The sequence below is a fragment of the Streptomyces sp. NBC_01381 genome (assembly GCF_026340305.1).
Classification (GTDB): Bacteria; Actinomycetota; Actinomycetes; order Streptomycetales; family Streptomycetaceae; genus Streptomyces.
This window is the reverse complement of the sequence record NZ_JAPEPI010000006.1, coordinates 43,845-67,821: the sequence shown is the minus strand read 5'-3', so window position 1 is coordinate 67,821 and position 23,977 is coordinate 43,845. Positions and strand designations below refer to the sequence as shown.

Sequence of the window (23,977 nt, the reverse complement as noted above, 5' to 3'; positions counted from 1 at the left end):
AGGAGACCTCTCTCGTGCCGACCGCTCCCGTCTGCCGTCCCAGCCTGTCCCGGCTCGCCCAGGAACTGCTGCCCGTCCTCTACACCCACCGGCTACTCACAGCCGCCCAGCTCAACCGCCTGCTGCGCCCCCAGACCACCAGCAACCGCTACATGCGCAGCCAGCTCCAGGCCCTCCAGGAGCACGGCCTGGCCGACGCGACGGTGCGCCACCACAACCATGTCGGCGAACTCCTCTGGTACGCCACCGCGCTCGGTGCCGACGCCATCGAAGCCGGGCAAGAACTTCCCTCTCGCAGCTACCGGATCACCGAGCGGGCCGCTGCCAGCGCCCTGCAGGAACACACCCTGGCCATCAACGAGACCGGGTTGGCCATGACGGAGCACGCACGACGCCTCGGTGACGAATGCGGGCCGCTGAGCTGGGACATGGAAGTCCTCCACCGCGTCCGCGACGGCGCCCGCCACGGCGACGAGGCCTGGCTCACCCCCGACGCCGTCCTGCGCTACACCCGCACCGACGGCAACGAGCGGCGCCTGCTCAACTTCTTCATCGAGGTCGACCGCACCACCATGAGCGTGGCCCGCCTCGCCGCGAAGCTCCACGCCTACGCCCGCTACGCCACCTACATCCCCCAGCCCGCCCCCGGCCGCAGCCGCCACAGCACGAACGGCGACCTCGTCCAGGAAGCCTGGCGCGAGCGCTACCCCACCCTCCCGCGGATCCTGATCGTCCTCACCGGTGCCCCCGAGCCAGTCCTGGCCCGACGGGCCTGGGACCTGCGTGCGCTGGCCGCCGCCGACACCCGTCTACAGCGCGCCGCCGCACGGACACCGCTCCAGGCCGGCGTCACCAGCCTCGGCCTCCTGGGCAAGCACGGTCCCTTCGCGCCGATCGTCACCCCGCTCCTGGGCGAGGACGCCACCGCCACCGACGTCCTCCTCCAGCCGCGCTCCCCCGCCGCCGTATGACAGCTGCCACGTACCCACGCACTGCCCACCACGTCACCGTCAAGGAACAGGAGATGTCGTGCGCCTTCGCATACGCCGCCGCCCCACCCCGTCCGCAGACTCGCCCGTGCGCGCGACCGGATGGGATCCGGCGCAGCACTCCTGCTCCGAGGTCGTGGACGGGATGCCGCAGCTCGAGTCCCCGCTCGTCACGGAGCTCATCGCCCTGCGCGCCCACACCCGCCACCTCGGCTGGCTCAGCAGCCGCGAGACGTGCCCCGACCAGTACCGGCACCTCGCCCGGATCGCACTCCAGGGGCTCCTCGAGGGCTGGCAGCACCAGACCGGCGGGTGCGGCCGTCTCGAGGATCTTCTCCCCACGTGCCCGCCCGACCCGGGCGAGCGAGGGCAGGACTCGCATCTGAAGGCAAAGGAGGACTCGCCTCGTTTGGATGTCACATCCGGAGCCCGGGGGCTCCCCTTCCGTGGATAGGGAACGACCTGCCCTTCAGTGACGAGAGGAAATCACGGGTGCACAGGACAACTTGTCGACTTCAACGACCGCTTGTGACCAGATACGTACCGAGTTGTGAATGTGAACTGCCGGAACCGGCTGGGAACTTGCCTGGCATATGCGTAACCTCCTGATTACTGAAAACACATCGCCGCAGCTCGACGAAGCTAAGCGGGGTGGCTCCACGCCAGATGCACCCTGTTCTGCGGCCCGCTCGCCTAGCGCCGTACGGGGAGGCACCGTGACACGAGCAGAACAGCCCGAGGCAAAGCCCTCTGCCGTTCGCATCCGAAACCGGTACGCCGGAGTAGTCCTGGCTGGATGCACCGTAATCGCTCTATCTGGCTGCAGCAGCGATGACAAGAACGACGACGCGCGAGAGACCACTCCCGCGCCCAGCACGCCGGCAGCGCAGAAGTCGACGCCGAGTGCGGACCCGCAGGCAGCTGCCGAGGAGGAAGTGCTCGACATCTACCGCCGCTACTGGGACGACAAGGCCGCCGCGTACAGCAAAGCCAGTCTCAAGGGCAGCGATATGAAGACCTACGTCAAGGGCAACGCCCTGGGGCAGGTTCAGGCGGACGTGAAGAATCTGAAGACCCTTGGTCAGATCACACGCAGCAAGCCCACGCTCGACCCCGAAGTCGCGAGCTTGGACCTCAAGAAGAAGGTCCCGCTGGCCAAGATCTCTGACTGCCTCGACGTCTCGAAGTGGGATCTCGTCGACAGCAAGACGAAGAAGAAGGTCGTTCTTCCCGAGGACAGGCGCACCAAGTACGTAAACAACGTGACTGCGGAGAAGTGGGGGAAGCAGTGGGTCATTCTGGAAGTGCAGCCTCAAGACCGAGCATGCTGAAGAACCGCCTCTTGACCATCGCGTCAACCACGGTGCTGCTGGGGATGGTTGGGACGACGCTGGCCAGCGCCAAACCCGAGCCGAAACCCAACGTTGGTTCCTGCGCCGTACTCGACTTCTGCGTTGGAAGCAGCGTGGCTGGTTCTCCCGGATCGAGTCATCAGAAGCCCGGTAAGCCCAGCGGCAAGGGACGTAAGGGGCCCAACATCCCGGGCCCTTGTGTCGTGACCAAGATGGACCCACAGCCGCCCGCGGGCAGTGCCGCGTGGGATGGGCACGACCCCAGCGAGGGCGCCATCTACACCCGCACGTGCCCCGCGAGCCTCGCGGCCGGCAACGTCCTCGGCGGGCTCGCAGGCGCGCCTCAGACTTTCTGGGCCGCCCAGCCTCCGGTAGCCAAGGTTGACCCCGCGCAGCTGGCCCAGGAGGCGGTGGACAAGATGACGCTGCTGGGCCCGGACATCGACATCAATCCGAAGCCTGGCGGTAAGGGGCTGACCGGGATGCCGGTGTGGATGGCTGCCGATCAGTCACAGACGACGTGGGGGCCCAACTCTGCCTCGGCCTCGGCCGGCGGGATCACGGTGACCGCGACGGCGAAGGTGTCCAAGGTCGTGTGGGACATGGGTGACGGCAAGAAGATCCCGTGCGTCACGGCAGGAACCCCGTACAAGAAGTCGTTCGGAATGCGGAAGTCGCCGGACTGCGGCCACATCTACACGCAAACCTCGCGGGAGGAGCCGGGCGGCAAGTTCGGGGTCACCGCGACCGCCACCTGGTCCATCGACTGGCAGGTGAACGGGGGCGGCGGTGAAACCGGCGAGCTGACGGAGATCCGCCAGTCCCAGGTCGCGCTCACCATCATCGAATCGCAGGCCGTCAACTAGGCCTCGCTGGAAGGACCGTACGGATCATGGACAGCACCACGGCGCCGCTGCCTCCGCGTCTGGAGGGAAAGCGCCAGCCCGATCTGCCGATCAGCGCGGGCGCGAAGAAGTCAAAGAAGGCCTCCGGCGGCCCCAAGGTGAAGTGGGTGGCGGCCGGGGTCCTGACGATCCTGGTCGGCGTGCTGGGTGCGCTATATGCGGTGAACGTCGCCGGGGACCGGGTCAATGTGTTGGCCTTGACCCGGAATGTGGCGGCGGGAGAGAAGATCACGGCCCAGGACCTGACCGTGTCGTCGTTCGCCGAGGACCCGGCGCTCTCGCCGGTGCCAGCATCGGAGCGGGCCACGGTGATCGGGCAACGGGCCGCGGTCGACCTGCGCGCCAACAGCATGCTGACCCGCTCACAGTTGCGGGCGGGCGGCGCGTTGGGGGATGACAAGCAGCTGGTGGGGGTGGAGGTCAAGCGCGGTCAGGCGCCCCGCGAGGGTCTGTTGGCCGGCGATGCGGTGCTGGCGGTGGTGCTGCCCGCCCAGGGTGAGGAGACGGCTTCCGACGCCAAGGGCAACCAGGCGCCGGCGGATCCCGAGACGGTCAAGGCCACCGTGGTCTCCGTGGGCCGGGCGGATGCGACGGGGTCGGTCACGGTGAACCTTGCGGTGCCGACCACGGACGGGCCCCGGCTGGCCATGAAGGCGGCCGCCAAGCAGGTCGCGCTGGTGCGCGAGCCCAGGAGCTGACCGATGGCCCTCATTTCTTTGGTGTCCGCGAAGTCGGACGGGGTGACCACCGCGGCTGCCGCTTTGGCGCTGGCCAGCCGGAATCCGGTGCTGCTCGCTGAGCTCGACTTGGCCGGTGGGAAGCTGCGGCATGGGCTGCTGCGTGACGTGCAGCGCGGTGACCGCCACCTCGACGGCACGGTCGGCCTGCACCGGCTGCCGCAGGCGGACTGGGAGCGGGCTCGCGGTGAGCAGAACTTCACACCGCAGGTGGCCCAGCATCTGTGGCCGCTGGACGATACGGAGTTCCGCTTCGCGTTGCCGGGGCTGACCGATCCGCGCCAGGCCGCGTCGCTGTCGTCGACCTGGCCGGCGCTGCTGAATGTGCTGCAGCTGACCGACCAGCATCTGGGCTGGGACGTCATCGTCGACGGCGGCCGGCTTGTGCTCGATGGCGGTCGGCTGCACCCGGTCCTGACTCCCGCATCGGTGCTGCACGAGGCGGATGTGGTGCTGCTCGTGGTGCGCATGACCGAGGACTCTCTCGTGCTGGCGCATCCGATGGTCGAGGCGCTGCAGGACGAGCTCCAGGCGCGCGGGCATGGCGCACGGTCTCTGGGGCTGTTGGTCATCGGGCCAGAAGACGCGCGCACCGGGGTCGGTATCGACGACATCGTCGCCGAAATGCAGGCGCCGGTGCTGGCCCGGCTGCCGTGGGATGAGCGGGTGGCCCGCTATCTCACCCAGGGGGGTCCGATCCCGCGGGGATTGTCGCGGTCGGTGCTGATGCGCAGCGCCCGCGATACGGCTGGCCCGCTGCGCGAGTTCGCTCAGCGGCGGCGGGTGCACCTGCAGTTGCGTGCCGCGCAGGCTGCCACGCCCGGTGTGCAGCAGATCGTGCGGCAGTTGGGCCGTCTTCCGCAGGGGGCATTGGATGGCTGAGGGAAAGGGCCCCAACGGGCACGGCGCGGGGACCCGCTTGGGTGCTCTGCTCACCGAAACGCAAGCCGCTCGTCCCGCCGTCGAGGCGGCACGGCAGCGTCCGGAGCCGGTCGCGCCGGCAGCCCCGAGCGCGGGCCCTGCTGATGTGGCGGGTGCCGCGTCGCTTCCTGGGGTGCTTCCGGTTTCGCCGCAGGACGTGCAGGAGTTGCGGCTGCGGGTGGCGGACGACATCAAGGAGGAGCGGCAGCGTCGCGGTCATCCCCTGGAGCGTCAGGATGTGGAGGAGGTCGCGGAGGCCTTCACCCATCGGCGGGTGGCCGAGTGGGCGGCCGAGCATGCGCTGACCCATCCCCCGCTGACTCGGGAGCAGCAGGAGCAGCTGCGCACCGAGGTGTTCAACCTGTTCTTCCTGGCGGGGTCGCTGCAGCAGGTCCTCAACCGGCCCGGCGTGGAGAACATCGTTCTCGACGGTTCGTGGATGTACATCGACTACATCGACCAGCCGCGACAGAAGGTGCCTTCGCCGTTCGGCTCCGACAAGCGGGCGCTGGACTGGGTCAATCAGATGGCCTCGCAGTCCGGACACGGTGAGCGGCAGCTGACGTACGCCAACGGCTGGGTCGACTTCCGGCTCCCGGATGACTCCCGAGTCGCGGCCACTGTGCTGACCAGCCGGCAGGCCATCGCGATTCGCCGCCACCGGATGGAGAAGGCGGGGCTGTCGGACCTGGTGGGGTGGGGCACCCTGGATCCGCTGCTGGCCACGTTCCTCTCGGCGTGCGTCAAGGCCGGTCTGAACGTCGTGCTCGCGGGCGACATGAACAGCGGCAAGACCACCATGCTGCGGGCGCTGGGCCGTGAAATCCCGGCGCGGGAGCGCGTGGTGACGCTGGAGACCGACCGTGAGCTGCTCCTGGACAACGACGACACCCCCGCTCACGTGCTGGCGTTTGAGTCCCGGGCATCCAACGGCGAGCGTGATGACAGCGGCCGCCTGATCGGCGAGATCACCATCGCGGATCTGGTGCCGGTGTCGCTGCGCTACAACGCCACCCGCGTGATGGTCGGTGAAGTCCGCTCCGATGAGGCGGTGCCGATGCTCGAGGCGATGTCAGCCGGAGGGTCGGGGTCGATGTGCACCTTGCACGCCCGCGATCCGGAGGGCGTGATCGAGCGGCTCATGCTGCGGTTGTCGATGGCAGGCCTGACGGACAACGCCGCCTCCCGTCTCATCGCCACCGCGGTGGATCTGATCGTCTACATCGACATGATCGACGAGTTGGAGATCGGCGGACGACTGCACCGCTTCGTCTCCCATGTCTGGGAGGTCGATGGCCGGAGCGAGAGCGGCGGAGTGGCGCTCACCCGGCTGTTCGCCCCGCAGGGCGAGGATCCGCGGGCGATGCCGACGAAGGCACCGATGACCGCACGGCGGATCGCCAAGCTCGAGCGGAAGGCGGACTTCGACCGACGGTGGCTGGCCGCCTACCCCCAGGGGCAGTGGCCGCCGATGGAACTGGTGAGGCCCACATGAGCAGCAGCGAGCTGACCCTGGTGGCCGCGCTTGCCGGCCTGCTGATCGCCGCCGGGCTATGGGTGAGCATTGCCGCGCTGCGCGGCTGGGCCCCCCAACGTGCCCCGCGCCCCCGGGCGGGCGCCGGTCGGCGTGCGGGCAAGGCGGTGGAGGAGCTGCCGGAGGTGTGGCGGCGCAACTACCGCCACTTGCTGATCGGTTCCGTCGTCATCGGTGTCGGTGTGTGGGTATGGACGGGCTGGCCGGTGCACGGGCTGCTTGCCGCCGGGGCGCTGTCCGGGCTGCCGTTCCTGCTGCACCCCGGAGGTTCGGCGCGCCTGCAGATCGCGCGCCTGGAGGCGATGGCGCAGTGGCTGCAGCAGCTGGCCAGTGTGCACGGCGGCGGCAAGCCCCTGGAGCAGACCGTCATCGACTCGCTGCCCAACTCCCCCCGTGCGCTGCGGCGCGAGATCACAGATCTGGCCGGGCGGCTGGAGGCACAGCTCCCGGCGGTCGACGCCTACCGGCTGTTCGCCGACGATCTGGGTGACCGCACCGGCGATGAGGTCACGATGCTGTTCATGGACCACGCCGGCACCCGGGGACCGGGTCTGGCCAAGGCGTTGACGCGGATGGCAGAGCTCGTGGGCCGCAACGCATCGGACTTCCGCGACATCGACACCGACCGCGCCAAGGTGCGCTCGAACGCGCGGCGGGTCTCGCTGTTCGTGTTGGCGGTGGTGTCGGTGGCGCTGGCCAATCCCGCTTACACCGCCCCCTACGGCACGCTGCCCGGGCAGGCGTTCCTGACGGGGCTCGGCGTGCTGTTCGTGCTGGCGCTGCGCTGGATGCGGCGGATGGCTCAGCCACGGCCCGAGCCGCGCCTTCTGCATCCGCTGACCAACCGTGAGCTTGAGAAGGAGGAGGTGCCGGCATGGTGACCTCCACGCCCGCCCTGCTCAGCGGTGCCCTGGTGGGCGTCGGCGTGCTGGTCGTCGTGCGCGCGCTGGTCCCTGCCCGGCCCCGGCTGGGACAGGTCCTGCGCCGCACCCACCAGCCCGCCGCCGTGCCCACCCACGCCCTACCGGCCGATGGAGGCAGGGGCGCGGTGTGGGCGGAGAGGATCGGTACACGGCTGCTGCAGACCGAGTCGGTGGCCTCCCGCCTGCCGGTCACCGACCTGAAGCTGCTGCAGATGTCACCGGCTCAGCTGCTGGGCCGTTGCGCCCTGTACGCCCTGGTCGGGCTGCTGCTGCCGCAGTGGTTCCTGCTGCTGGTGACGCTCGTCGGGGCGCATCTTCCCCTGGCGGTGCCCGCGTTGGCGTCGCTGGTCATCGCCGCCTTCTTCGCGTTCAAGTGCATCGATGACGTGAAAGACAAGGCCAAGGCCCGTCGCGAGGAGTACCGCTACACCAGCGCCTCGCTGCTGGAACGGATCTCGCTGGCCCGCTCCGCGGAGGCCGGCGCGACCGAGGCCTTGATGCGAGCGGCCTCCTTCGGCGACGGACCGGCCGCCGTACGCATCCGCGAGGCGCTGGACGACGCACGCCTTTCCGGCATCAGCCTGTGGACGGCACTGGAACAGCTCGGCGACGAGCTGGGCGTGCCCGAACTCTCCCGCCCCGCACACATCCTGGCGCTGGCGGCCGAGGAACGCGCCTCGGTCTCGCGGACCTTGGAGTCTCAGACAGTGGCGCAGCGCAAAGCACTGCTGTCCGACCGCAAGGCCGAAGCGAATGAGGCCACCGAGAAGATGGTGATCCCCGCTCTGATGGTCGGCTTCCTGATGATCGTGTTCATCGCGGCCCCCTCCTTCGTCCGGATCATGTCCATCTGACCTCACCCCTGCCTGATCACCCTCTTAGACCACCACCATTGGAGGACTGCGATGAACGACTCCCGATTTTCCCGCACCATCGCCCGCGCGCGCAGCCACTGGGAGCTGGTGCGCTCCCGCTGCACGGACGCCGGCTACTCCGTGACCGAGTGGGTGTACATCACCGCCGGCGGCGTCACCGTGGGCGGCCTCATCTATGCCGCGATCCAGACGAAGGCGCTGGAGAAGATCGGCATCATCAACGGCGGATGACGACCATGACCCCTCAATTCGCTGCCAGATCGCGCTGGTGGATGCGCCGCTGGACGCGATGCCGACAGCAGCCGGATCGCGGCAGCGGCGTACTCGAGCTGGCCATCGGCTTCCCCATCGTGATGCTGCTGATGTTCAGCATCATTCAGGGCGGGTTGTGGTTCCACGCCCGCGAAGTGGCCGCCCACGCCGCACAGAAGGGCGTGGATGCCGGGCGTTCCTATGACGCAGCGCCCGGCGCGGGCTCGGATGCCGCCAACGCGTTCCTGACGAAGATGGGCGGCTCCCTGCAGCATCGCAGCGTCGCCGAGGACTCCGACGGAGACCAGGTTGCCGTCGAGGTGCGTGGCGAGGTGGTCACCCTGATCCCGGGCGTGACCATCGCGGTACGCCAGCGCGCCCAGGCCCCGGTGGAGGAGTTCACCCCATGACGTGGTTCAACCGCCCACCCGATCGCGGCAGCGTGTCCCTGACCACGGTGATCTGCGCCCCCGGATTCTTCCTGCTGCTCGGCCTGGTGATCGCGTTTGGGCGGGTGGACCTGGCCACGGGCTCCGCAGACGCCGCAGCCCGCGCCGCGGCCCGCACCGCCTCCCTCTCTCGCGATCCGATCCTGGGCGAGCAGGAAGCGCGCACCGCGGCGCTGACCAGCCTTCGCGAGTCCGGTCTGAAGTGCTCCAACGTGGATGTGGCCGTCGACACCAGTGGCCTGTCCGCACCCCTCGGCGAGGCCGCCACCGTGTCCGCCACGGTGACCTGTACCGCCCGACTGGATGACATCGCCCTGCCGGGCCTGGTCGGCCACAAGAATCTGACATCCACCATGACGTCCGTAGTAGACACCTGGCGTTCCCGCGCTGGCGGCGCCTCATGAGGCGCGCGATGTGGCAACGGATCCGCCACCATGCCGGTGACCGTGGCGGGTTGGAGCTGTTCTATCCCGTCATGGCACTGGCCGCGTTCATCCTGATCGGGCTGGTCGTCGACGGTGGTGGCGCTCTGAACGCCTCCAGCCACGCCGACTACGTCGCCCAGGAAGCCGCCCGCGCCGGCGCCCAGCAGGTCGACCCGGCCCAGGCCATCACTGGCGAGGCCATCGTCGTTGACCCCGATGCGGCCGCCGGGGCGGCCCAGGCCTTCCTCGACGCAGAGGGCCTGACCGGAACGGTGAACGTGAGCGGCGACGGAAAGACCCTGTCCGTCCAGGTACAGGGCACCTACGACACCAACTTTGCTTCCCTGCTCGGCTACACCCAGCTGAATGTCACTGGGGAAGGTTCTGCCACCCTGCTCCACCAGCCTGGAGGCTGACGATGCCCCACTCCCCTGCCCGCCGCGCCGTCCGTGCCCCGCTGGCTCTGGCCCGCGCCGTGCTCGCGCTAGCGGCGCTGGGCATCCTCGTGGTGGGCATCCCGGCGGCACTGTGGAAGATCGGTCATCTGCCGGGCAGCCTCCCCTCGTTCGACGATGCTGTGAACGCGCTGTCGGCGCCTGACGACGGCAGTCTGCTGATGACCGCGCTCACGCTCGCCGGATGGATCGCCTGGCTGTGGCTGACCGTGCCACTCCTCGTGGAGATCGCTGCGGTGATCGTCCGCCGGGGCACTCCGCACCTGCCGGGGATGGGGACCGGGCAACGCGTCGCCGCGTTCCTGGTGGGCAGCATCCTGCTCGCCGCGCCCACAGCGGCCAGCGCCGCAACCCCAGCCGTCGCCGTCAGCGCCCCGCAGCAAACCGATGTGGCCACCCCCACGTCGACGACCGCAGCCGCTGACCCGGATACCAACCCGGCCGCGCCCGATACGCCAAGCCACGAACGACTCCACCAGGTCGAGCGGGACGGGGCCATCGCCTACGACCTCGCCCAGGACTACCTCGGAGACGGGCTTCGCTGGAAGGAGCTGGCCCGCCTCAACCCTGAGCTGCCCCTCACCAAAGCCTCCTCCGAAGTTCCCAGGGGCACTCAGCTACGACTGCCTGCGGACGCCCGCCCCGCCCCTGCCGGCGCGCACCACGGCCAGGACCGCGTCGACCACGAGACGGCCGCCCAGGCAACCTCCGACAAGCCGCAGGAGCGCGTCGCCGAAGACGGCGACACGCTCTGGGGGATCGCCAAAGACGTCTACGGAGACGGCACCCGGTACCCCGAGCTGTACAAGGCAACCAAAGGCCAGCCGCAGCCCGGCTCCCTGCCCACCGTCAACGACCCCGATCTGATCTATCCCGGGCAGCACATCAACCTGCCCGCCGACACCTCCACCGACCGCCCGGCCACCGACGGCGGTGACGGTGGCCAGGATCCTGGCAGCACTCCCCCGCCGTCTGCTGACGACGATGCTCCCTCGCCGGACGAACGCGACGCGGACAAGCCGGATGCCGGAGCGGCGAAGCCGTCCGCTCCGCCCACCACTGCCTCGCCCAAGCCCGAGACCTCGAAGCCCGAGGAGGCCGCGCCGGACGAGAAGACGCCCTCGGCGCCCACACCCAGCGCCACGGGAAGCCCGGCCGCCAAGGAGCCCGCACAGCCCTCGCCCGGCACGAAGTCCCCTCAAGAGTCCGCCGACGCACCAGAGTCCGGCGCGGGCCAAGGGCAGCAGGCGGGGGTGATGGGGCTGGCGGCCACCGGCGTCCTCGCCGCCGGATTCCTGACGTTCCTCGGTGTCCGCCGCGTCAAGCAGCTGCGCCGGCTGCGGCGCGGTCAGGCCATCGCCCTGCCGGACGGGCAGGCAGCGAGCACCGAGCACGCGCTGCGCGTGTCCGAGGCGACCATGGACTCCTCCGTCCTGGTCACCGCGCTGCGTACGGCTGCGGTCCATCTCGCCGAGGCCGGGGCGGCGCTGCCGCCGCTGGCGGCCGCGGTCGTCGGCGAGCGCGAGATCGTGCTGCATCTGACCGCGCCTGCCCCCGCGGTGGCGCCGTTCGACACCGAGCCCGGCACGCTCGAGTGGAGCTGCCCCACCGCCAGCCCCGAATTCTTGGACCCGGAGGAGGCTGACGCGGTGGAGGATCCCTATCCGGCGCTGCTCAGCCTCGGCTGGGATCCCGCGGGCCGATTCGTCCTCGTCAATCTCGATCACGTCGGTCATCTGCACCTGACCGGCCCCGCTCGCACCGCGGTCCAGCGGGCCCTCGCCCTGGAGCTGTCCACCAGCGAGTTCGCCCACCACCTCGACCTGAGCCTGGCGGGCTCGGCGGTCCGCGAGCTCGCGGCGGAGATCCCCGACCGTCTCACCGCGCACGACGACCTAGACCAGGCGCTGCCCGCCGTGGCGGCCCACCACCGCGAACAGCAGCAGGCCTTCACCGTGCTGGGCTGCGAGGGTCTGCTGAGCGCGCGGACCGGAGCCGACACCGCGGCCGCCTGGACACCACATCTGGTGATGGCCGACGGCCTCACCGACACGGACGCGGAGGCGCTGGCCGAGCTGGTCCAGATCGTGGAGGCCCAGCCGCGCAGCGCCACCGCGCTGATCACATCGGGGCCGCTCCCCCTCGAACTGCCCGACACTGCCTGGGTCCTGAACACCGATCCCGCCGCCGGACCGGTGCGGCTCCCGCTGCCGGGCACAGAGCTGGACTGCGAGCTGCAGGCGTTCTCGGATGAGGAGTGGTCCAGCGCCCTGGAGATCTTGGAGCGCAGCCGGGCTGAGGCCGTCCCGGAGGAGACCTACCGGGAATGGGCCGCTCCCCTGCCTCCGGCCGACTCGGATGCTGCTGTGCCTGCGGCCGGAGCCTGGGGCGGTCTCCCGTGGGAGCCCAAGGTCGTGAGCACGCCGACGGAGGCTGCGGACGATCCGGGGCAGGTGCCGAGCCTGGCGCACTTCGCGACATACGAGGACCCCGAACCGGGCGACGACGACCAGGACCTCGGCGAGGTTCGACAGCTCCCGCCCGAGCTGATGCGTACGCCGCGCGAGATCGCGCAGGACGCTGCCGGCCTGGAGAGCGAGGCGGGCGAGGGCTTCGACGCAGCGATCTCGTTGGCCAAGACGCCGGTCCCGGCCCAGCAGAGCACGCCGACGCTGAACGTTCGCCTCCCCGAGCCCGAGTCCGAGCTCGCTGTCCAGGAACCGGCCGGGCCTGTCCCGGCCCAACCGCCGGTCATCGGTCCCGGAGTCACCTCCGCTGGCCCGGTCATCCGGGTACTCGGCCCCGTCGACGTCATCGGTGCCCGCGGCGAAGTCAAGGAGAGCAGCAGAAGGCGCACGAACACCGAGTTGGCCGCTTGGCTGATCCTGCACCCTGGTCGTGATCACCAGCCGCTGGATTCCGCGATGTGGCCCACCAAGGAAACCCAGACCGAGAAGCACACCAAGTACCGCAACGTGTGCGTGAGTCGCTTGCGCTCGTGGCTGGGCCAGGACGACACCGGACGCCCGTTCCTGCCCAAGTTGCCCCCCAGCGCCGATGCCCGGTACTCCCTCTCCCCCGCCGTCACCTCCGACTGGCACCAGTTCCTCCAGCTCGTCGACGCCGCCTCCGCGACGAGCGGGCCGCATGCCACCCAGGCGCTGCGTGAGGCCCTCGAACTCGTCCGCGGTCGGCCGTTCATGTCCGATGACCGACGCCGCTACCGGTGGGCCGAACACCTGGCCCAGGTCATGCTCAGCAAGATCGTCCTGACTGCGGAGGATCTCGCCCAGCGCTGCCTCGACAACCGCGACCCGCGCGGAGCGGTGTGGGCGGCCGCCAAGGGACTGGACGTCGCCCCGGAGGTCGAGAGCCTCTACCGGATCCTCTTCCAGGCCTACGCCGCGCTCGGCGACCACGACGCCCTGGAGCGAGCCGCGGAGGCCCTCGAGGACTTCAACATGCGGCTCGGTACCGAGACCGAGGACGACACGATCGCGATCCTCAACGAGCTGCTGGTGAAGGCCTGACGCCGGTCGTCGGCCATCGTCGGCCATCCGCCGTGCTGCGGTGGGCCGACGATGGCCGGCGTGGCCGGTGGACGTGGCCGACCCATCGCCGGGTCGTCGTCGCTTCATCGCCACCCATCGCCCACCCGTCGTTGGCCAGTCGCTGACCCGTCGCGGCTGGAACCGCCCTCCATCGCTCATCGCTGTGTCGGTCATCGCTCGCCGGATACCAGGGGCAGCGGAGCGATGAGGGGGCCATCGCCGGTGCGCACCCCTCGCGCCATGGCCAGCCTGGATGAAGCCGGGTAACCGCGGTCCCGCGCGGCCGGTTACCGGGGCTCATCGGGGCCAGCCAGGATCGGTCATCGGTTACCCGATCCGGGTAATCAGCACCGACGGTGGTTGATACCTGCAGGTCAGCCCGCGGTTACCCGCAGCGGCCGTCGATGATGATGGGTGAGGCGTCGGCGCCGCCGTCGATGCGCGGGAGGCCCAGGAGCCTGCTCGTGCGTGGTCATCGGTGATGGCCGGTGCTGCGGGATCGGCCATGGCCGGTGGCCGATCCGGCCTGATCGGCCAACTCATCGCTGGACATCCAACGGCCAATCGCAGGGACTACACGCTGGCCGGTTGGTTGAATCCGCAAGCAACCGGCCAGCGATAGCCGGCTTCTAGCGCTGATTCGGTACCGACTGCAGCGGCCGGTACGTCGCTCGCTCCTGCTCATCGATGAAGGCGCGCGCCTGACCGGCCACCCTCCGCGCCGTACGCTCCGAGAGGTTCAGCTTCCGGCCGATCGCCGCTCCGCTCATCGTCGGCTCGGCGCGCAGCAGCTCCACCGCCGCACGGACCCGATCGTCCTCCGGCACCGTTTCCGCCTCCTCGGGTGACGGCTCCGGCTGCAGGGCAAGCTGGCCGGCCACCGCCAAGTCAGTCTCACCGTCGCTCGGAGCCGAGGCGGATTCCTCAGCCGCTCCGGCCGATGCCGGAGCTGCCTCCGCGTTCCCGCCCGCCATCCGCAAAGCGGATGACTCGGCGGTGGCCACGGGCAGCGACGTGGCCACCGGCTCCGGGGAACGGGACGGTTCAGCGGACGGTGCGCCGAAGAAGGCATGCGGCTCTGCTGCCGCAGTCGCGACGGCGGTGGCCGCCATCGCACCCATCGGTGCCGGTGACGTATCCGGACCGCTCGCACTCTGCTCCTCGGCCACCAGGCCGGCGCCCACCTCTCGCTCCCGAAGGATCTGCAGCAGGGGGCGCAGCTCGCCATCCGAGAACGGGCGACCGTCAGTGCCGGCTACGCCGTAGGTGTCCATGAGGTAGTAGCCGAACTGATGGCCCGTGGGAGCCACGCCGTACTGGCTGACGTAGGCGCGGAACGCCTCGCCGTAGCCCTCAAGTTCCGCATCGTCGACCGGCGTGACGGCGACGTACGACTCATGCGTCGTGGCCTGAAGAGGCAACGGCTCTGGCAGCGAAGCCTCCCCAACGCCCGCCTTAGCCGGCTGCTGCTCCGGCGCCTGGAGCTGCTCGCGTTCAACCTCCGGGGCCGTGACGGCGGTAGGGGTTTCTGCACGACCGCTCGGCGAGCGCCGCGTCGGCTCGATGCCCGCCGCTGCGAGCCCCGCGGGCGCCGTCTCCGCCAGCGGTACGCCGAAGCGCGCGAGCCGCAGCGGCATCAGCGATTCCACGGGAGCCTTGCGGCGCCAGGAGCGGCCGAAGCGGGCCTGGAGACGGGCCTGGTAGATCAGGCGGTCCTGCTCCAGCTGGATGACCTGCTCGTACGAACGGATCTCCCACAGCTTCATGCGGCGCCACAGCTTGAAGGTGGGCACGGGGGAGAGGAGCCAGCGGGTGAGGCGCACGCCCTCCATGTGCTTGTCCGCGGTGATGTCCGCGATCCGGCCCACCGCGTGCCGCGCCGCCTCCACGGCCACCACGAAAAGGATCGGGATGACCGCGTGCATGCCCACGCCCAGTGGGTCCGGCCAGGCCGCCGCGCCGTTGAACGCGATCGTCGCCGCCGTGAGCAGCCACGCCGTCTGGCGAAGGAGCGGGAAGGGGATACGGATCCACGTCAGGAGGAGGTCGAGCGCCAGCAGGACGCAGATGCCCGCGTCGATGCCGATCGGGAAAACCACCGAGAAGCTGCCGAAGCCCTTCTTCTCGGCAAGCTCGCGCACGGCCGCGTACGACCCCGCGAAACCGATACCGGCGATGACGACCGCACCGGCGACGACCACGCCGATGAGTATTCGGTGCGTGCGTGTCAGCAGGATGGCAGCCCGGCCGTTCCCCTCAGCCACTTCTGTTGTCACTCCCCTACTCGAACCACACAACTGAGCAGCCATCACAATTTCACAGGCACGTCATGCAAGGCAGGTCCCGACGCTGTCGAGCACCCCACACGACGAAGATCACTTCTCCCGCTCCACTCGGCTGAGTGCCGGTGAGTACACGTCCGACTGGACGCCCCCACGCAAGTTGGTCAGCGCCGGTCGGCGCCTCACGTCGGACTGGGTTCCCTGCCCTGTCCACGGACAACAGTCGAGTCGAGAACACGGAGGGCGGCACCAAGTCTGGTGCCGCCCTCCGTGTTTCCCGCAGGAAACATGTCGATCTGTCGAGAGGTCAGCCTGCGCGCTGGGGGAAGCCGAGTGCAGAGGCGACCTTGTTGTACTCCTGGGCGGGCATGCTGTTCGGGGCCAGGATCGGCACGGGGCACTCGTCCCTGTAGATCTTCGGGACTTCGCCGGACCAGTGGACGAGCGGCAGCAGGACGTCGGCGTATGCCTCCTCGATCTCGCCCAGAGTCCGGAAGTGTTCCTTAGTACCGAAGGAGGAGTTGGGGGCGCAGCAGACCAGGACATGCCGCATCTCGGGTTGGATGCCCTTGACCGCGTACTTCCGCAGCTCCCTGATCTCCTGGAGCTTCTTCTCGAGGCGGACCAGGGCGCCGCCCTCCTTGAAGGTGCACAGGATCGGGGGGACGACCTCGCCGTCGACGTTCTTGTCGAGGGCGACGAACGCAGTGACGGTAGCGCGGCCGTAGGTGGCAGGGCAGTCGATGAGGACGGCATCCCACTGGCCGTCCATGTCGGCCAGGCCGTCGCGGATCCAGTAGGAATCGGCGTACTTGGGGTCGTTGAGGAGCCGCTCGGTTTCGTCGACGTCGGGGTCGTCGACGTTGCCGGGCACGATGAATACATTCTCGATCGGCTCGTACGCGGCGTCGGGGTCCTCAGGGTCGATGTCGTCGACCAGGTAGCGGGCCTGGACGACAGCGTCTTGGAGCTGGACCTCCTCCTTCATCACGTGAGTGATGCCCTTTTGCTCGGGGCGGAACCTACCGAACCCGAGTACTTGGCTGGAGTTGCACTGGGGGTCGAGGTCGATGACGAGGACCTTGTAGCCGCGGGCCCCGAGGATCGCGGCAAGGCTGGTGCAAGAGCTGGTCTTGGCGGTGCCGCCGGCCTTGAGAGCGAAGACCAGGACGCGGGTCTTCTCGAGGACCCTGGTGCGGGCTTCGAGCACGGTGCTGGATGTCATGGATATCTCCGGGGGAGCGAGAAGGGAGCGGCGGTCACTGCGCCTCGGAGGAGACCAGCCCGAGGAGCTCCTGCTCGTACGCGGTGGGCTCGTACGCGACGGCCTTGTTGGTGATGAGGAAGTTCAGGTGGGCCCGGTCGCGGTCGTCCCAATCGGGGGCGTTCTCGGTGGCGTGCACCTCGTTGGCGGCCAGGGCGATCGCGAACGCGGCCCGGCGCTGGAGGTTCGCGTCGTCGCCTTCGGAGATCTTCGTGAAGTAGGCAGAGGGCCGCCGCTCGGCCTTCGATCCCTTCCCTAGTTCGCGGAGCCAGGAGTGGGCGAGAGCGGCGGCGTTCTTCCACTCGATCGGATTGAGGACGGCCTTGACCAGCAGCGCCGATAGATCGGGTGCGCTGGCGTACTTCTCCTGCGCGAGCAGCAGCTGGCAAGCGAGGCTGCGGCGCTCCGCCGATTGCTTAGCCGCCGCGAGCTGATCCTGTTCCTCTTGGTGCTCACCCTCGTTCGAGCTGGCTCCCGTTCCTTCAGCGTCCGGGCCCTGCTGCTCCTGGTCGTCGCCTTCGCCCGTGCTCTGGTGCGGGATCACCGACGACGAAGCGTCAGCCTCGGAGTCGGCTCCGTCAGGCTGGCCGGAGGCCTCCGTCTCGCCCCCTTCGTGTTTCCCGCGGGAAACATCGTCGGAGTCGCGCTGCCCGTCCCGATCGGCCTCGGATGTTCCGGGCGCCTCGATCTTCGTGTTTCCCGCAGGAAACACGGTCGACTGCACCTTGAGTCGGCTCTTCGCCGCCTCTGCGGTGATGCCCTCGTCCCGCATCCAGCCGAAGGCTCGCAGCTGGAGCTCGTGCGCAGCCTCGGTGTCGTTCTTCTTGTCCGCGTCCCTGATTGTGGACAGGGCGTACCCGTCGCTGAGCGACAACCGGCGCTCGTGGAGTTCTGTCTGGATCTCCTGGGGGAGGTCCAGCAGGTTGAGGAACTTACTGACCGTGCCGCGATTGCCGTAGCCGGAGCGCTCCGCAATCTGCTCGCCGGTCATGCCGCGCTGGCGCAGCAGATCGAGCTGGAGGGCCTGCTCAATGGGGGAGAGGTCGTCGCGGTCGTTGTTCTCGGAGATCAGATTCTCTTCGACCGTACGGTCCTTGGCCCACTTGTCGCGCAGGATCAACAGCATCGGCTTACCTACCGCGAGTGCTGCGGCGTGGCGCCGGTGGCCGGGCCCGAGGATGAAGGTGCGTTCCGGGTGCTGGACCTGCTCGGCCCACTCCGGGTACTGCTCCATGAACAGCTTGGTGTGCATGGCAGCGCCGGGCGTGTGTACACCCTGCCGCGTCACACTGTCGATCATTTCGTCCATGTTCCGCAGCGCGAGACGGCGGTTCATGGGGTTGGGGCCGACGTCAGCCGGGTCGTGCTCGAAGAGCTCGCCGTCCTCTGGCTCCAGCGCGTGAATCCCGGTAGGACCAGCAGCAGGGGCCTCCGGGCTACCGACGCCAGCCTCGGTGCGCGCTTCGTTGAGCTTTCCGCCACCCTTGTTGCGCTTGGGCTTGCGGCGAGCCGGCGTCGTCATAAGGTCCTCCGAGATGGTGCAACTACCGATGCACCGAACCCTAGCGTTCACGCCACCAGTAGCAGGCGGCACGGGGCAGAAACGGCACCTCACCCCGCGCCCACTTGACGTCCCGAGCCTTCAACGGAACATCAAGGGGACGTCATTAGTGCATCCGTGGGTTTGATTCCGCTACCGAGCGAGGCGAAAGGCGCTGTGCGGCCCGCTGGCGGCCGATCTCTGCCTCCGATGACCGGCCATGCCGGACCCCTCGCGTTCAGCCACGTACACCCCCGTTCTGGCGGTCGCTTTTTTGCCGATTTGCACAGAGAGACCGAAAGGCCTGCTCGCAAGCGGCGGTTGCGGTGCATGACCAGGTGGGGCTCGGCGGGCCCTGCAGCACCGCGGGCTCGCCTCACCGCCGGTGCCCTGAAACGAACGAAGGCCTGCAGCCCCTGCGATTGCAGGGGCTGCAGGCCTTCGCCGAACTCGATCGTGGGTCAGACAGCCAAGTGGGCAATCCCGTCGTCGACTTCACTGGTCTCGATCTCACACGCGATCGTGGTGGTCACGCCCTCGCTCCTTCGACGGCGACGGCTAGGAGCTCGGCGGCGTCGTTCGCGTACGGGTCGCTGTAGCTCTCGTGACTACTGACGTCGAATGGCGCGCCCACCGCCCGGGCAGTGAACCTGGACTCGCCGGGGGCCGCCCGGCCCTCCAACTCGGCATTGAGGAAGCGAACATCGTATTCGGCGTGCCGGGTCTGGGTGTATGGGCCGAGGCGGAGGAGCGTGTGGCTGGTGTCGTCCTCGCAGCGGGCTTCGACGTGAATGCCGTAGTGGGCCGGGGGCATACCGACGTCGTCGGGGAGGTCCAGGCCTGCTGCGGCGTGGGTGAGCGTCGCGTAGACCGGCTGCCAGACACCGAGGATCGCGGCCGTCTCGCAGCGGAGCCACCCCCGTCCGGTGTAGCCGAGCTTGCGGCCCTGGAGGTAGGCCGCTGCCTGCGGGGTGTCGGGGTGAATCAGCGCGACGGCGATCAGGTCGGGACCATGGTCGTCGCCGGGGCGCGGGTGAGCGCGCTCGACGAACGGGCCGACCCTCAGGGCGACATCCTGCGCGCTGCCGGGCGTCCAGAGCTCCGGGTCGCGCAGCGCGGCAAGCATCGCGCGGTACGCGTCGACCACGACCTGGTCCTCGGAGGAGAAGGGGCCGGGCGTGTGGCCACAGCGGCGGAAGAGGCGGCGCTTCATCGAGTGAGCTCCTGTTCACGGGTCGGGGTGTGCCAGCGGAGGGCGAGGCCGTTGTCGGCGTTGTGAGGATCAGTGGCCGCAGGGCAGTCGGTGCAGGGGGGGGAGACGCCCAGGGCGTCGCCCCCCCTGCACCCGCCGCTGATGTCACACCACGGTGATCAGCAGGGCGGATGCCAGCAGCGCGGTCTGGTGGAGGGCTTGGTCTGTGAGATACATGCCGTTCATCCCGGCTGCCTTGAGTTCGGCGAATCCCTTGGAGCCGATGTGTTCCAGGAGCCAGCGGACTGGCCATCGGCGATCGAGGAAGGCGTGGGTCACGGCCGACACCACAAGGCCCGCCACCAGGCCGGACCAGGACATCTGGAGCGGTAGAACAGCCCAGACGATCGTCAGCATCACGGCCATCACCAGGTGGTACTGGGTGACGTGTCCCAGGCACGCGCCCCAGCCCTGCCTCGGACTGGCGCCACCGGCGATCTCGGCGGTCGACGGCGCGGCTTTTCCTGCGGCCTGGTGGTCGGTCTTGCCCGATCACGTGGTCCGCGAGGTTGTGGCCGACAGAGAGCACGGCCCAGACCGAGCCGAACGTCGCCAGGGTGGCGATCTGGTCGATGGAGGTCATCAGTGACCACCTACAAGAGCGAATCGCGGGGCGAGACGGTGACGCCGTACGGCCGCGACACCGATGCCCCTCAACGGAGGACCGCCGGTCGCGGTCACGGGCCACGGGACCGAGACCCTCGGCATGGTGGACATGGTCTTTGCCGCGATAGACCAGTGGTCACAGGTGGGATGTAAGTCGCCGAACGTGGCCAGGAGCATGCCGGATAGGGCCAGTCGTTCGACGCTGATGGGCAGTTGAGGCATGCGGGAGTTCTCCCTCGTCGTGAACGGAGCGGGCTGACCGCATCACTTGATGCGGTCAGCCCGCTCATGTCGGTTCGGCGGTGCCGCCGTGGTCGTCGTGCACACCCGTGAGGGGATTCAGCTCGTGCAGTTACTGCCGTGCGCGGCGAGGTCGCCCCTGGTGTGCAGGTCTGCGAGCGTCACGATCAGGTCGTCTTGGTCTCGGAGTTCGAAGGTGGCGCCGCGGCAGCCGGGTGCGCTGTCGCATGGTGCGATCAGCGTGAGGACGTGGCGCGTGCTTCCCTGGTCGTCGGTGTGCACGGTGTGGTGGAGGTGGAGGCCATGGCCGAGGTCGACGTGTGCGCTCGGCGGTGTGTCGGGGTTGAACTGTGCGGGGCTGCCGGTCCAGTTGTGCTGCTCCAGCACGGAGCCGAGCGTGGCCGCGTACGAGCTGCAGACGTGGCGCTGGGCGGCGAGTTCGGCTTCTGTGCGCTGTTGTTCGGCGAACTTCGCGCTGTATGGGAGCACGAGGCGTAACAGGGCCCGGAGCAGTTCATGGGATTCGTCCTGCGGGCCGGAGTGGGGGTGGTCGTGGAGCTCGGTCATGGGAATCTCCGATTCGTGTCACAGGCCGGGCTGTCCGTGCCTCGGCGCCGTCCCGGCCTGTGAAGCGGCTGGGACGGCACTGAGGTTCGTCAGTGGAAGGGTGTGACGCGGGGTCGGCCGCGGTCGCGGGACGGGCTAGGCCGCCAGGTCCTCGTTGGACTCATCGTCGTCTTCGAGCGCTGAGGGGTCGGCCCCGAGCGCGTAGCGGCCACGTTGTTCCTTGCCGTCGATGATCTCCAGGTGGATCTCGCCTTTGCGCTTCAGGGCGGTGAGGGTGTTGCCCAGGGTGGAGTCTTCGAGGTCGAGCAGGGCTGCCAGATCCTTCTTGTCGACGTAGTCGAAAGCGCCGCCCATCTCCTTGAACGCTTCGAGGATCTTCTCCGCTGCGGTTTTGGTCTTGGGGACGTCCACGCCCGCGTACGAGGATGGCCTGCTGTCCTCGTCGTCGTCGCCCGTGATCGGCGTCGCGGCGATCTCGTGGCGGTTGTGCCAGTCCGGCCAGTCGGCGGGGTAGGCGACCTCGTCCGGGTTCACGTAGGGCTTGGCCCGCTCCAGGATGAAGGTCCGCATCATCTCCGCGGCGCCGCCGGGGCCCAGGGTGTAGCCCAGGCCGAAGGTGGAGCGCGGGTCGTCTAGGACGGTGTCTTCGGTGAAGACCAGGGGCTCTTCGACGTCCCAGGTTGCGGGGATCTGCCCGGGGTCGATGCCGTCGAAGCCTGTGGAGGCGAGGTTTGACTGGTCGGAGTCGGTGCGCAGCAGGACGAGCGATCCGCCCTGGATCAGGTTGGTCCGAAGGCCGGTGGAGCCGCCGAGTTTGTCTGCGTTGATGGCCTGGTTGACGATGCCGAGCGGAATACCCAACGAGCGGCTCTTGGCGCCCATGGCTTCCAGAATGATCTTTGCTTCGCGCCGGTACTCGTCGAGTTCGGTGAGTGGGACGTGTGCCTCGTCGACGAGCATGCGTACCCAGGGCCGCTCCGGGGTGGCGATGAAGTTCTTCATGCCGAGCCTGGCGGACTGGGCGATGCGCCACTTCATCAGGGCGTATCCGACGCGGAGTCCGCCCACGCAGCCCTCTTCGCCTAGCCCCGAGTAGGCGGCCATGTCGACGATGTCCGGGTTGGATGAGCCCTTGGGGTCGCTGTACAAGATGGCGTGGCCGTTGACGTGGTCGGCCAGCGCGATGATCTGGCACAGGCCGCCCTTGCCGGAGCCGGTGACGCCGGCGACGAAGATGTGGCGCGCGCCCAGGACCGGGTCGGTGAACTGGAGCCGGGCTGGGCGGCCGCTCACGTGCCGGCCGATCTGCACGTAGCCGCCCTTGGAGGCCTTCAGGACGTGAAGGCCGGGGAAGGGGACACCCTCTTCGAGTGGGTTGTGCTGCATCTTGCGGATCGTTCCCAGTCGGGGGTTGCCCGGCACGCGGGAGTAGGAGCACAGGAGTGTGGTCGTGCGCAGTGCCCCGGCGAGGTCCTCCTGTGAGGGGGTCAGCAGGCGCGGGGTGTCCTCGTCGGCGACGACCTGGGCGACCTCGCCGCCGGTCATCGGGTCGGCCTGGACGTCTTCGAGGTGGGAGCCCTTCATCACGGACGGGGCGACCCACTTGGCCCAGGCGCCCTGCAGGGTGCTCGTGTCCAGTTCGGCGGGGGCCGTCAGGTTCACGGTGATGTGCCGCTGTCCGGCGTGGGCGCCTGGTGCGAATTTGATCCATCGGGCGTCGACGCGGAAGACGCTTGAGACCGTCTCCGCGGTCACGTTGACCGCGACGCCGGCGGGTGCGGTGATCGTGCCGGTCCACTGCTTGGGGCGGACGACGAGGTCGCCCAGGACCTGGTTCTTGTTCGTGCCGTTGTCGGGGTGGGAGATGTGCTCCCCCCAGGCCCGCATGATCAGCTGCCATTCGGTCGGCGGCAGGTTCGGGGCGTTCACCGGAATCGGCGGCACGGGAGCCTGTTTCTTCTGTCGGCCCAGCACCTTTCGCAGCTTGTACGGGGCCAGGGCGACCGCGGCCCACCAGCCCAGGGAAAGGATGCCGGGCACGGAGGGCAGGGTGAGGAAGCCCGCCATCAGCGCGTCCGTGCCCTGTGCGCCCAGGGTCGTGCCCATGCTGAGCGCCAGGCCGCTGGTCACGGAGGACAGGAACAGGGTGGAGCGGTGCGCGGACAGGACGTCGCTGGCGGGGAGTTGGTCCATGACGGCCTTGGGGATGGTGCCCATGTAGTTCGCGGCGAGGAAGGTGCCGCCCGCCAGGAAGGCCAGGGGGCCGACGACGGCGGCGGACCCGCCGAGCATCGGGGCCAGAGCACCGACGGCGATCGGCGCGGCGGAGGTGGTGAGGGCGACCGTGCGCTCCGTCGACGCTGCGCGCGCCGTGGTGTTCGTGGACACGGGAGTTTCTCCTTGCGGGGTTGCGGCATGGCCGTGTGGGTGGGGGAGGGCAGGGCCCAGGTCGTGTGGGCCCCGCCCTTCGCGGCTATTCCTGTTGGAGCCAGTCGGCGCTGATGTCGTACTTGCCGATGAGGGTCGAGCGGTCCATGGCCTCCTGCAGGCCGCCGTAGGTGGTTTTCGCCTGCTCGGCGGAGGCCTTGGCTTGCTTGGACGTGTCGTCGGCGGCGGCGGCGAACTCGATGGCGCCTTCGGACACTCCGGCTGTGATCTTCATGAGGTCGCGGGTCTCGCCGACCGTTTCGGGGTCGACGGACTTGCCTGCGATCTGGTCGGCGACGCGGCCAGTGTCCTGCGCGTCATCGTCGATGATCTTTGCCTGGGTGCGGATCTGCTCCGCGCTCTTGGCCAGGTTCTTCTCGTAGGCGTTCACCTGGGCGACGAGCGCCTTGTACGTGAGGTCGGACATGGTC

The 23,977-nt window shown here is 69.0% G+C and carries 22 protein-coding genes; 14 read left to right on the top strand and 8 right to left on the bottom strand.

Annotation, left to right across the window (positions count from 1 at the left end; genetic code table 11):
* The first annotated feature begins 14 nt into the window (after positions 1-14).
* From OG453_RS44680 to OG453_RS44615, 14 genes are all read left to right on the top strand, one after another.
* Positions 15-971 carry a replication-relaxation family protein gene (locus OG453_RS44680; protein WP_266874576.1) on the top strand — a complete coding sequence of 319 codons (957 nt, stop codon included), beginning with the start codon at positions 15-17 and terminating at the stop codon, positions 969-971.
* A gap of 58 nt (positions 972-1,029) precedes the next feature.
* Positions 1,030-1,443: a hypothetical protein gene (locus OG453_RS44675; protein WP_266874575.1), complete on the top strand. Its 414-nt coding sequence runs from the start codon at positions 1,030-1,032 to the stop codon at positions 1,441-1,443.
* A gap of 262 nt (positions 1,444-1,705) precedes the next feature.
* Positions 1,706-2,320, top strand: a complete 615-nt coding sequence (locus tag OG453_RS44670; protein ID WP_266874574.1) for a hypothetical protein — start codon at positions 1,706-1,708, stop codon at positions 2,318-2,320.
* Complete coding sequence (locus OG453_RS44665) at positions 2,314-3,207, top strand: ATP/GTP-binding protein (protein WP_266874573.1); 894 nt, start codon at positions 2,314-2,316, stop codon at positions 3,205-3,207. Before OG453_RS44670 ends, OG453_RS44665 begins: the two co-directional genes overlap by 7 nt.
* A 26-nt stretch (positions 3,208-3,233) precedes the next feature.
* A complete protein-coding gene (locus OG453_RS44660) occupies positions 3,234-3,944 on the top strand; it encodes an SAF domain-containing protein (protein WP_266874572.1) in 711 nt (236 codons plus the stop codon).
* Positions 3,945-3,947: 3 nt separating this feature from the next.
* Positions 3,948-4,865: a hypothetical protein gene (locus OG453_RS44655; protein ID WP_266874571.1), complete on the top strand. Its 918-nt coding sequence runs from the start codon at positions 3,948-3,950 to the stop codon at positions 4,863-4,865.
* Positions 4,858-6,399 carry a CpaF family protein gene (locus OG453_RS44650; RefSeq protein ID WP_266874570.1) on the top strand — a complete coding sequence of 514 codons (1,542 nt, stop codon included), beginning with the start codon at positions 4,858-4,860 and terminating at the stop codon, positions 6,397-6,399. The genes OG453_RS44655 and OG453_RS44650 overlap by 8 nt, the downstream gene beginning before the upstream one ends.
* Positions 6,396-7,319, top strand: coding sequence for a type II secretion system F family protein (locus tag OG453_RS44645; RefSeq protein ID WP_266874569.1), 924 nt, complete (start codon positions 6,396-6,398; stop codon positions 7,317-7,319). The genes OG453_RS44650 and OG453_RS44645 overlap by 4 nt, the downstream gene beginning before the upstream one ends.
* Positions 7,313-8,215 carry a type II secretion system F family protein gene (locus OG453_RS44640; protein ID WP_266874568.1) on the top strand — a complete coding sequence of 301 codons (903 nt, stop codon included), beginning with the start codon at positions 7,313-7,315 and terminating at the stop codon, positions 8,213-8,215. The genes OG453_RS44645 and OG453_RS44640 overlap by 7 nt, the downstream gene beginning before the upstream one ends.
* Positions 8,216-8,266: 51 nt before the next feature.
* Entirely contained in the window at positions 8,267-8,467 is a 201-nt protein-coding gene (locus OG453_RS44635; protein ID WP_266874567.1) for a hypothetical protein, read from the top strand.
* A complete protein-coding gene (locus OG453_RS44630; RefSeq protein ID WP_266874566.1) occupies positions 8,464-8,898 on the top strand; it encodes a TadE family protein in 435 nt (144 codons plus the stop codon). The genes OG453_RS44635 and OG453_RS44630 overlap by 4 nt, the downstream gene beginning before the upstream one ends.
* On the top strand, positions 8,895-9,341 hold the full coding sequence (locus OG453_RS44625; protein ID WP_266874565.1) for a pilus assembly protein: 447 nt from the start codon (positions 8,895-8,897) through the stop codon (positions 9,339-9,341). Before OG453_RS44630 ends, OG453_RS44625 begins: the two co-directional genes overlap by 4 nt.
* 8 nt (positions 9,342-9,349) lie before the next feature.
* Positions 9,350-9,778 (top strand): TadE/TadG family type IV pilus assembly protein, encoded by a 429-nt coding sequence (locus tag OG453_RS44620; RefSeq protein ID WP_266874564.1) that lies wholly within the window; start codon positions 9,350-9,352, stop codon positions 9,776-9,778.
* 2 nt (positions 9,779-9,780) lie between these two features.
* Positions 9,781-13,347 (top strand): LysM peptidoglycan-binding domain-containing protein, encoded by a 3,567-nt coding sequence (locus tag OG453_RS44615; protein WP_266874563.1) that lies wholly within the window; start codon positions 9,781-9,783, stop codon positions 13,345-13,347.
* Positions 13,348-13,997: 650 nt separating this feature from the next.
* On the opposite strand, the gene OG453_RS44610 is transcribed toward OG453_RS44615, so the two are convergent.
* The 8 genes from OG453_RS44610 to OG453_RS44575 all read right to left on the bottom strand — a co-directional run bounded on the left by OG453_RS44610 (position 13,998) and on the right by OG453_RS44575 (position 23,973).
* Entirely contained in the window at positions 13,998-15,632 is a 1,635-nt protein-coding gene (locus tag OG453_RS44610) for a DUF2637 domain-containing protein (RefSeq protein ID WP_266874562.1), read from the bottom strand.
* 325 nt (positions 15,633-15,957) lie between these two features.
* Complete coding sequence (locus tag OG453_RS44605) at positions 15,958-16,875, bottom strand: ParA family protein (RefSeq protein ID WP_266874561.1); 918 nt, start codon at positions 16,873-16,875, stop codon at positions 15,958-15,960.
* Between the two features lie 34 nt (positions 16,876-16,909).
* Entirely contained in the window at positions 16,910-18,436 is a 1,527-nt protein-coding gene (locus OG453_RS44600) for a ParB/RepB/Spo0J family partition protein (protein ID WP_266874560.1), read from the bottom strand.
* 547 nt (positions 18,437-18,983) lie between these two features.
* On the bottom strand, positions 18,984-19,667 hold the full coding sequence (locus tag OG453_RS44595; protein ID WP_266874559.1) for a hypothetical protein: 684 nt from the start codon (positions 19,665-19,667) through the stop codon (positions 18,984-18,986).
* A gap of 144 nt (positions 19,668-19,811) precedes the next feature.
* Complete coding sequence (locus OG453_RS44590; RefSeq protein WP_266874558.1) at positions 19,812-20,072, bottom strand: hypothetical protein; 261 nt, start codon at positions 20,070-20,072, stop codon at positions 19,812-19,814.
* A 579-nt stretch (positions 20,073-20,651) separates the two neighbouring features.
* Positions 20,652-21,119 carry a hypothetical protein gene (locus OG453_RS44585; protein WP_266874557.1) on the bottom strand — a complete coding sequence of 156 codons (468 nt, stop codon included), beginning with the start codon at positions 21,117-21,119 and terminating at the stop codon, positions 20,652-20,654.
* A 135-nt stretch (positions 21,120-21,254) separates the two neighbouring features.
* Positions 21,255-23,507, bottom strand: coding sequence for a hypothetical protein (locus OG453_RS44580; RefSeq protein ID WP_266874556.1), 2,253 nt, complete (start codon positions 23,505-23,507; stop codon positions 21,255-21,257).
* Between the two features lie 85 nt (positions 23,508-23,592).
* On the bottom strand, positions 23,593-23,973 hold the full coding sequence (locus OG453_RS44575; RefSeq protein WP_266874555.1) for a hypothetical protein: 381 nt from the start codon (positions 23,971-23,973) through the stop codon (positions 23,593-23,595).
* Positions 23,974-23,977 lie beyond the last annotated feature (4 nt).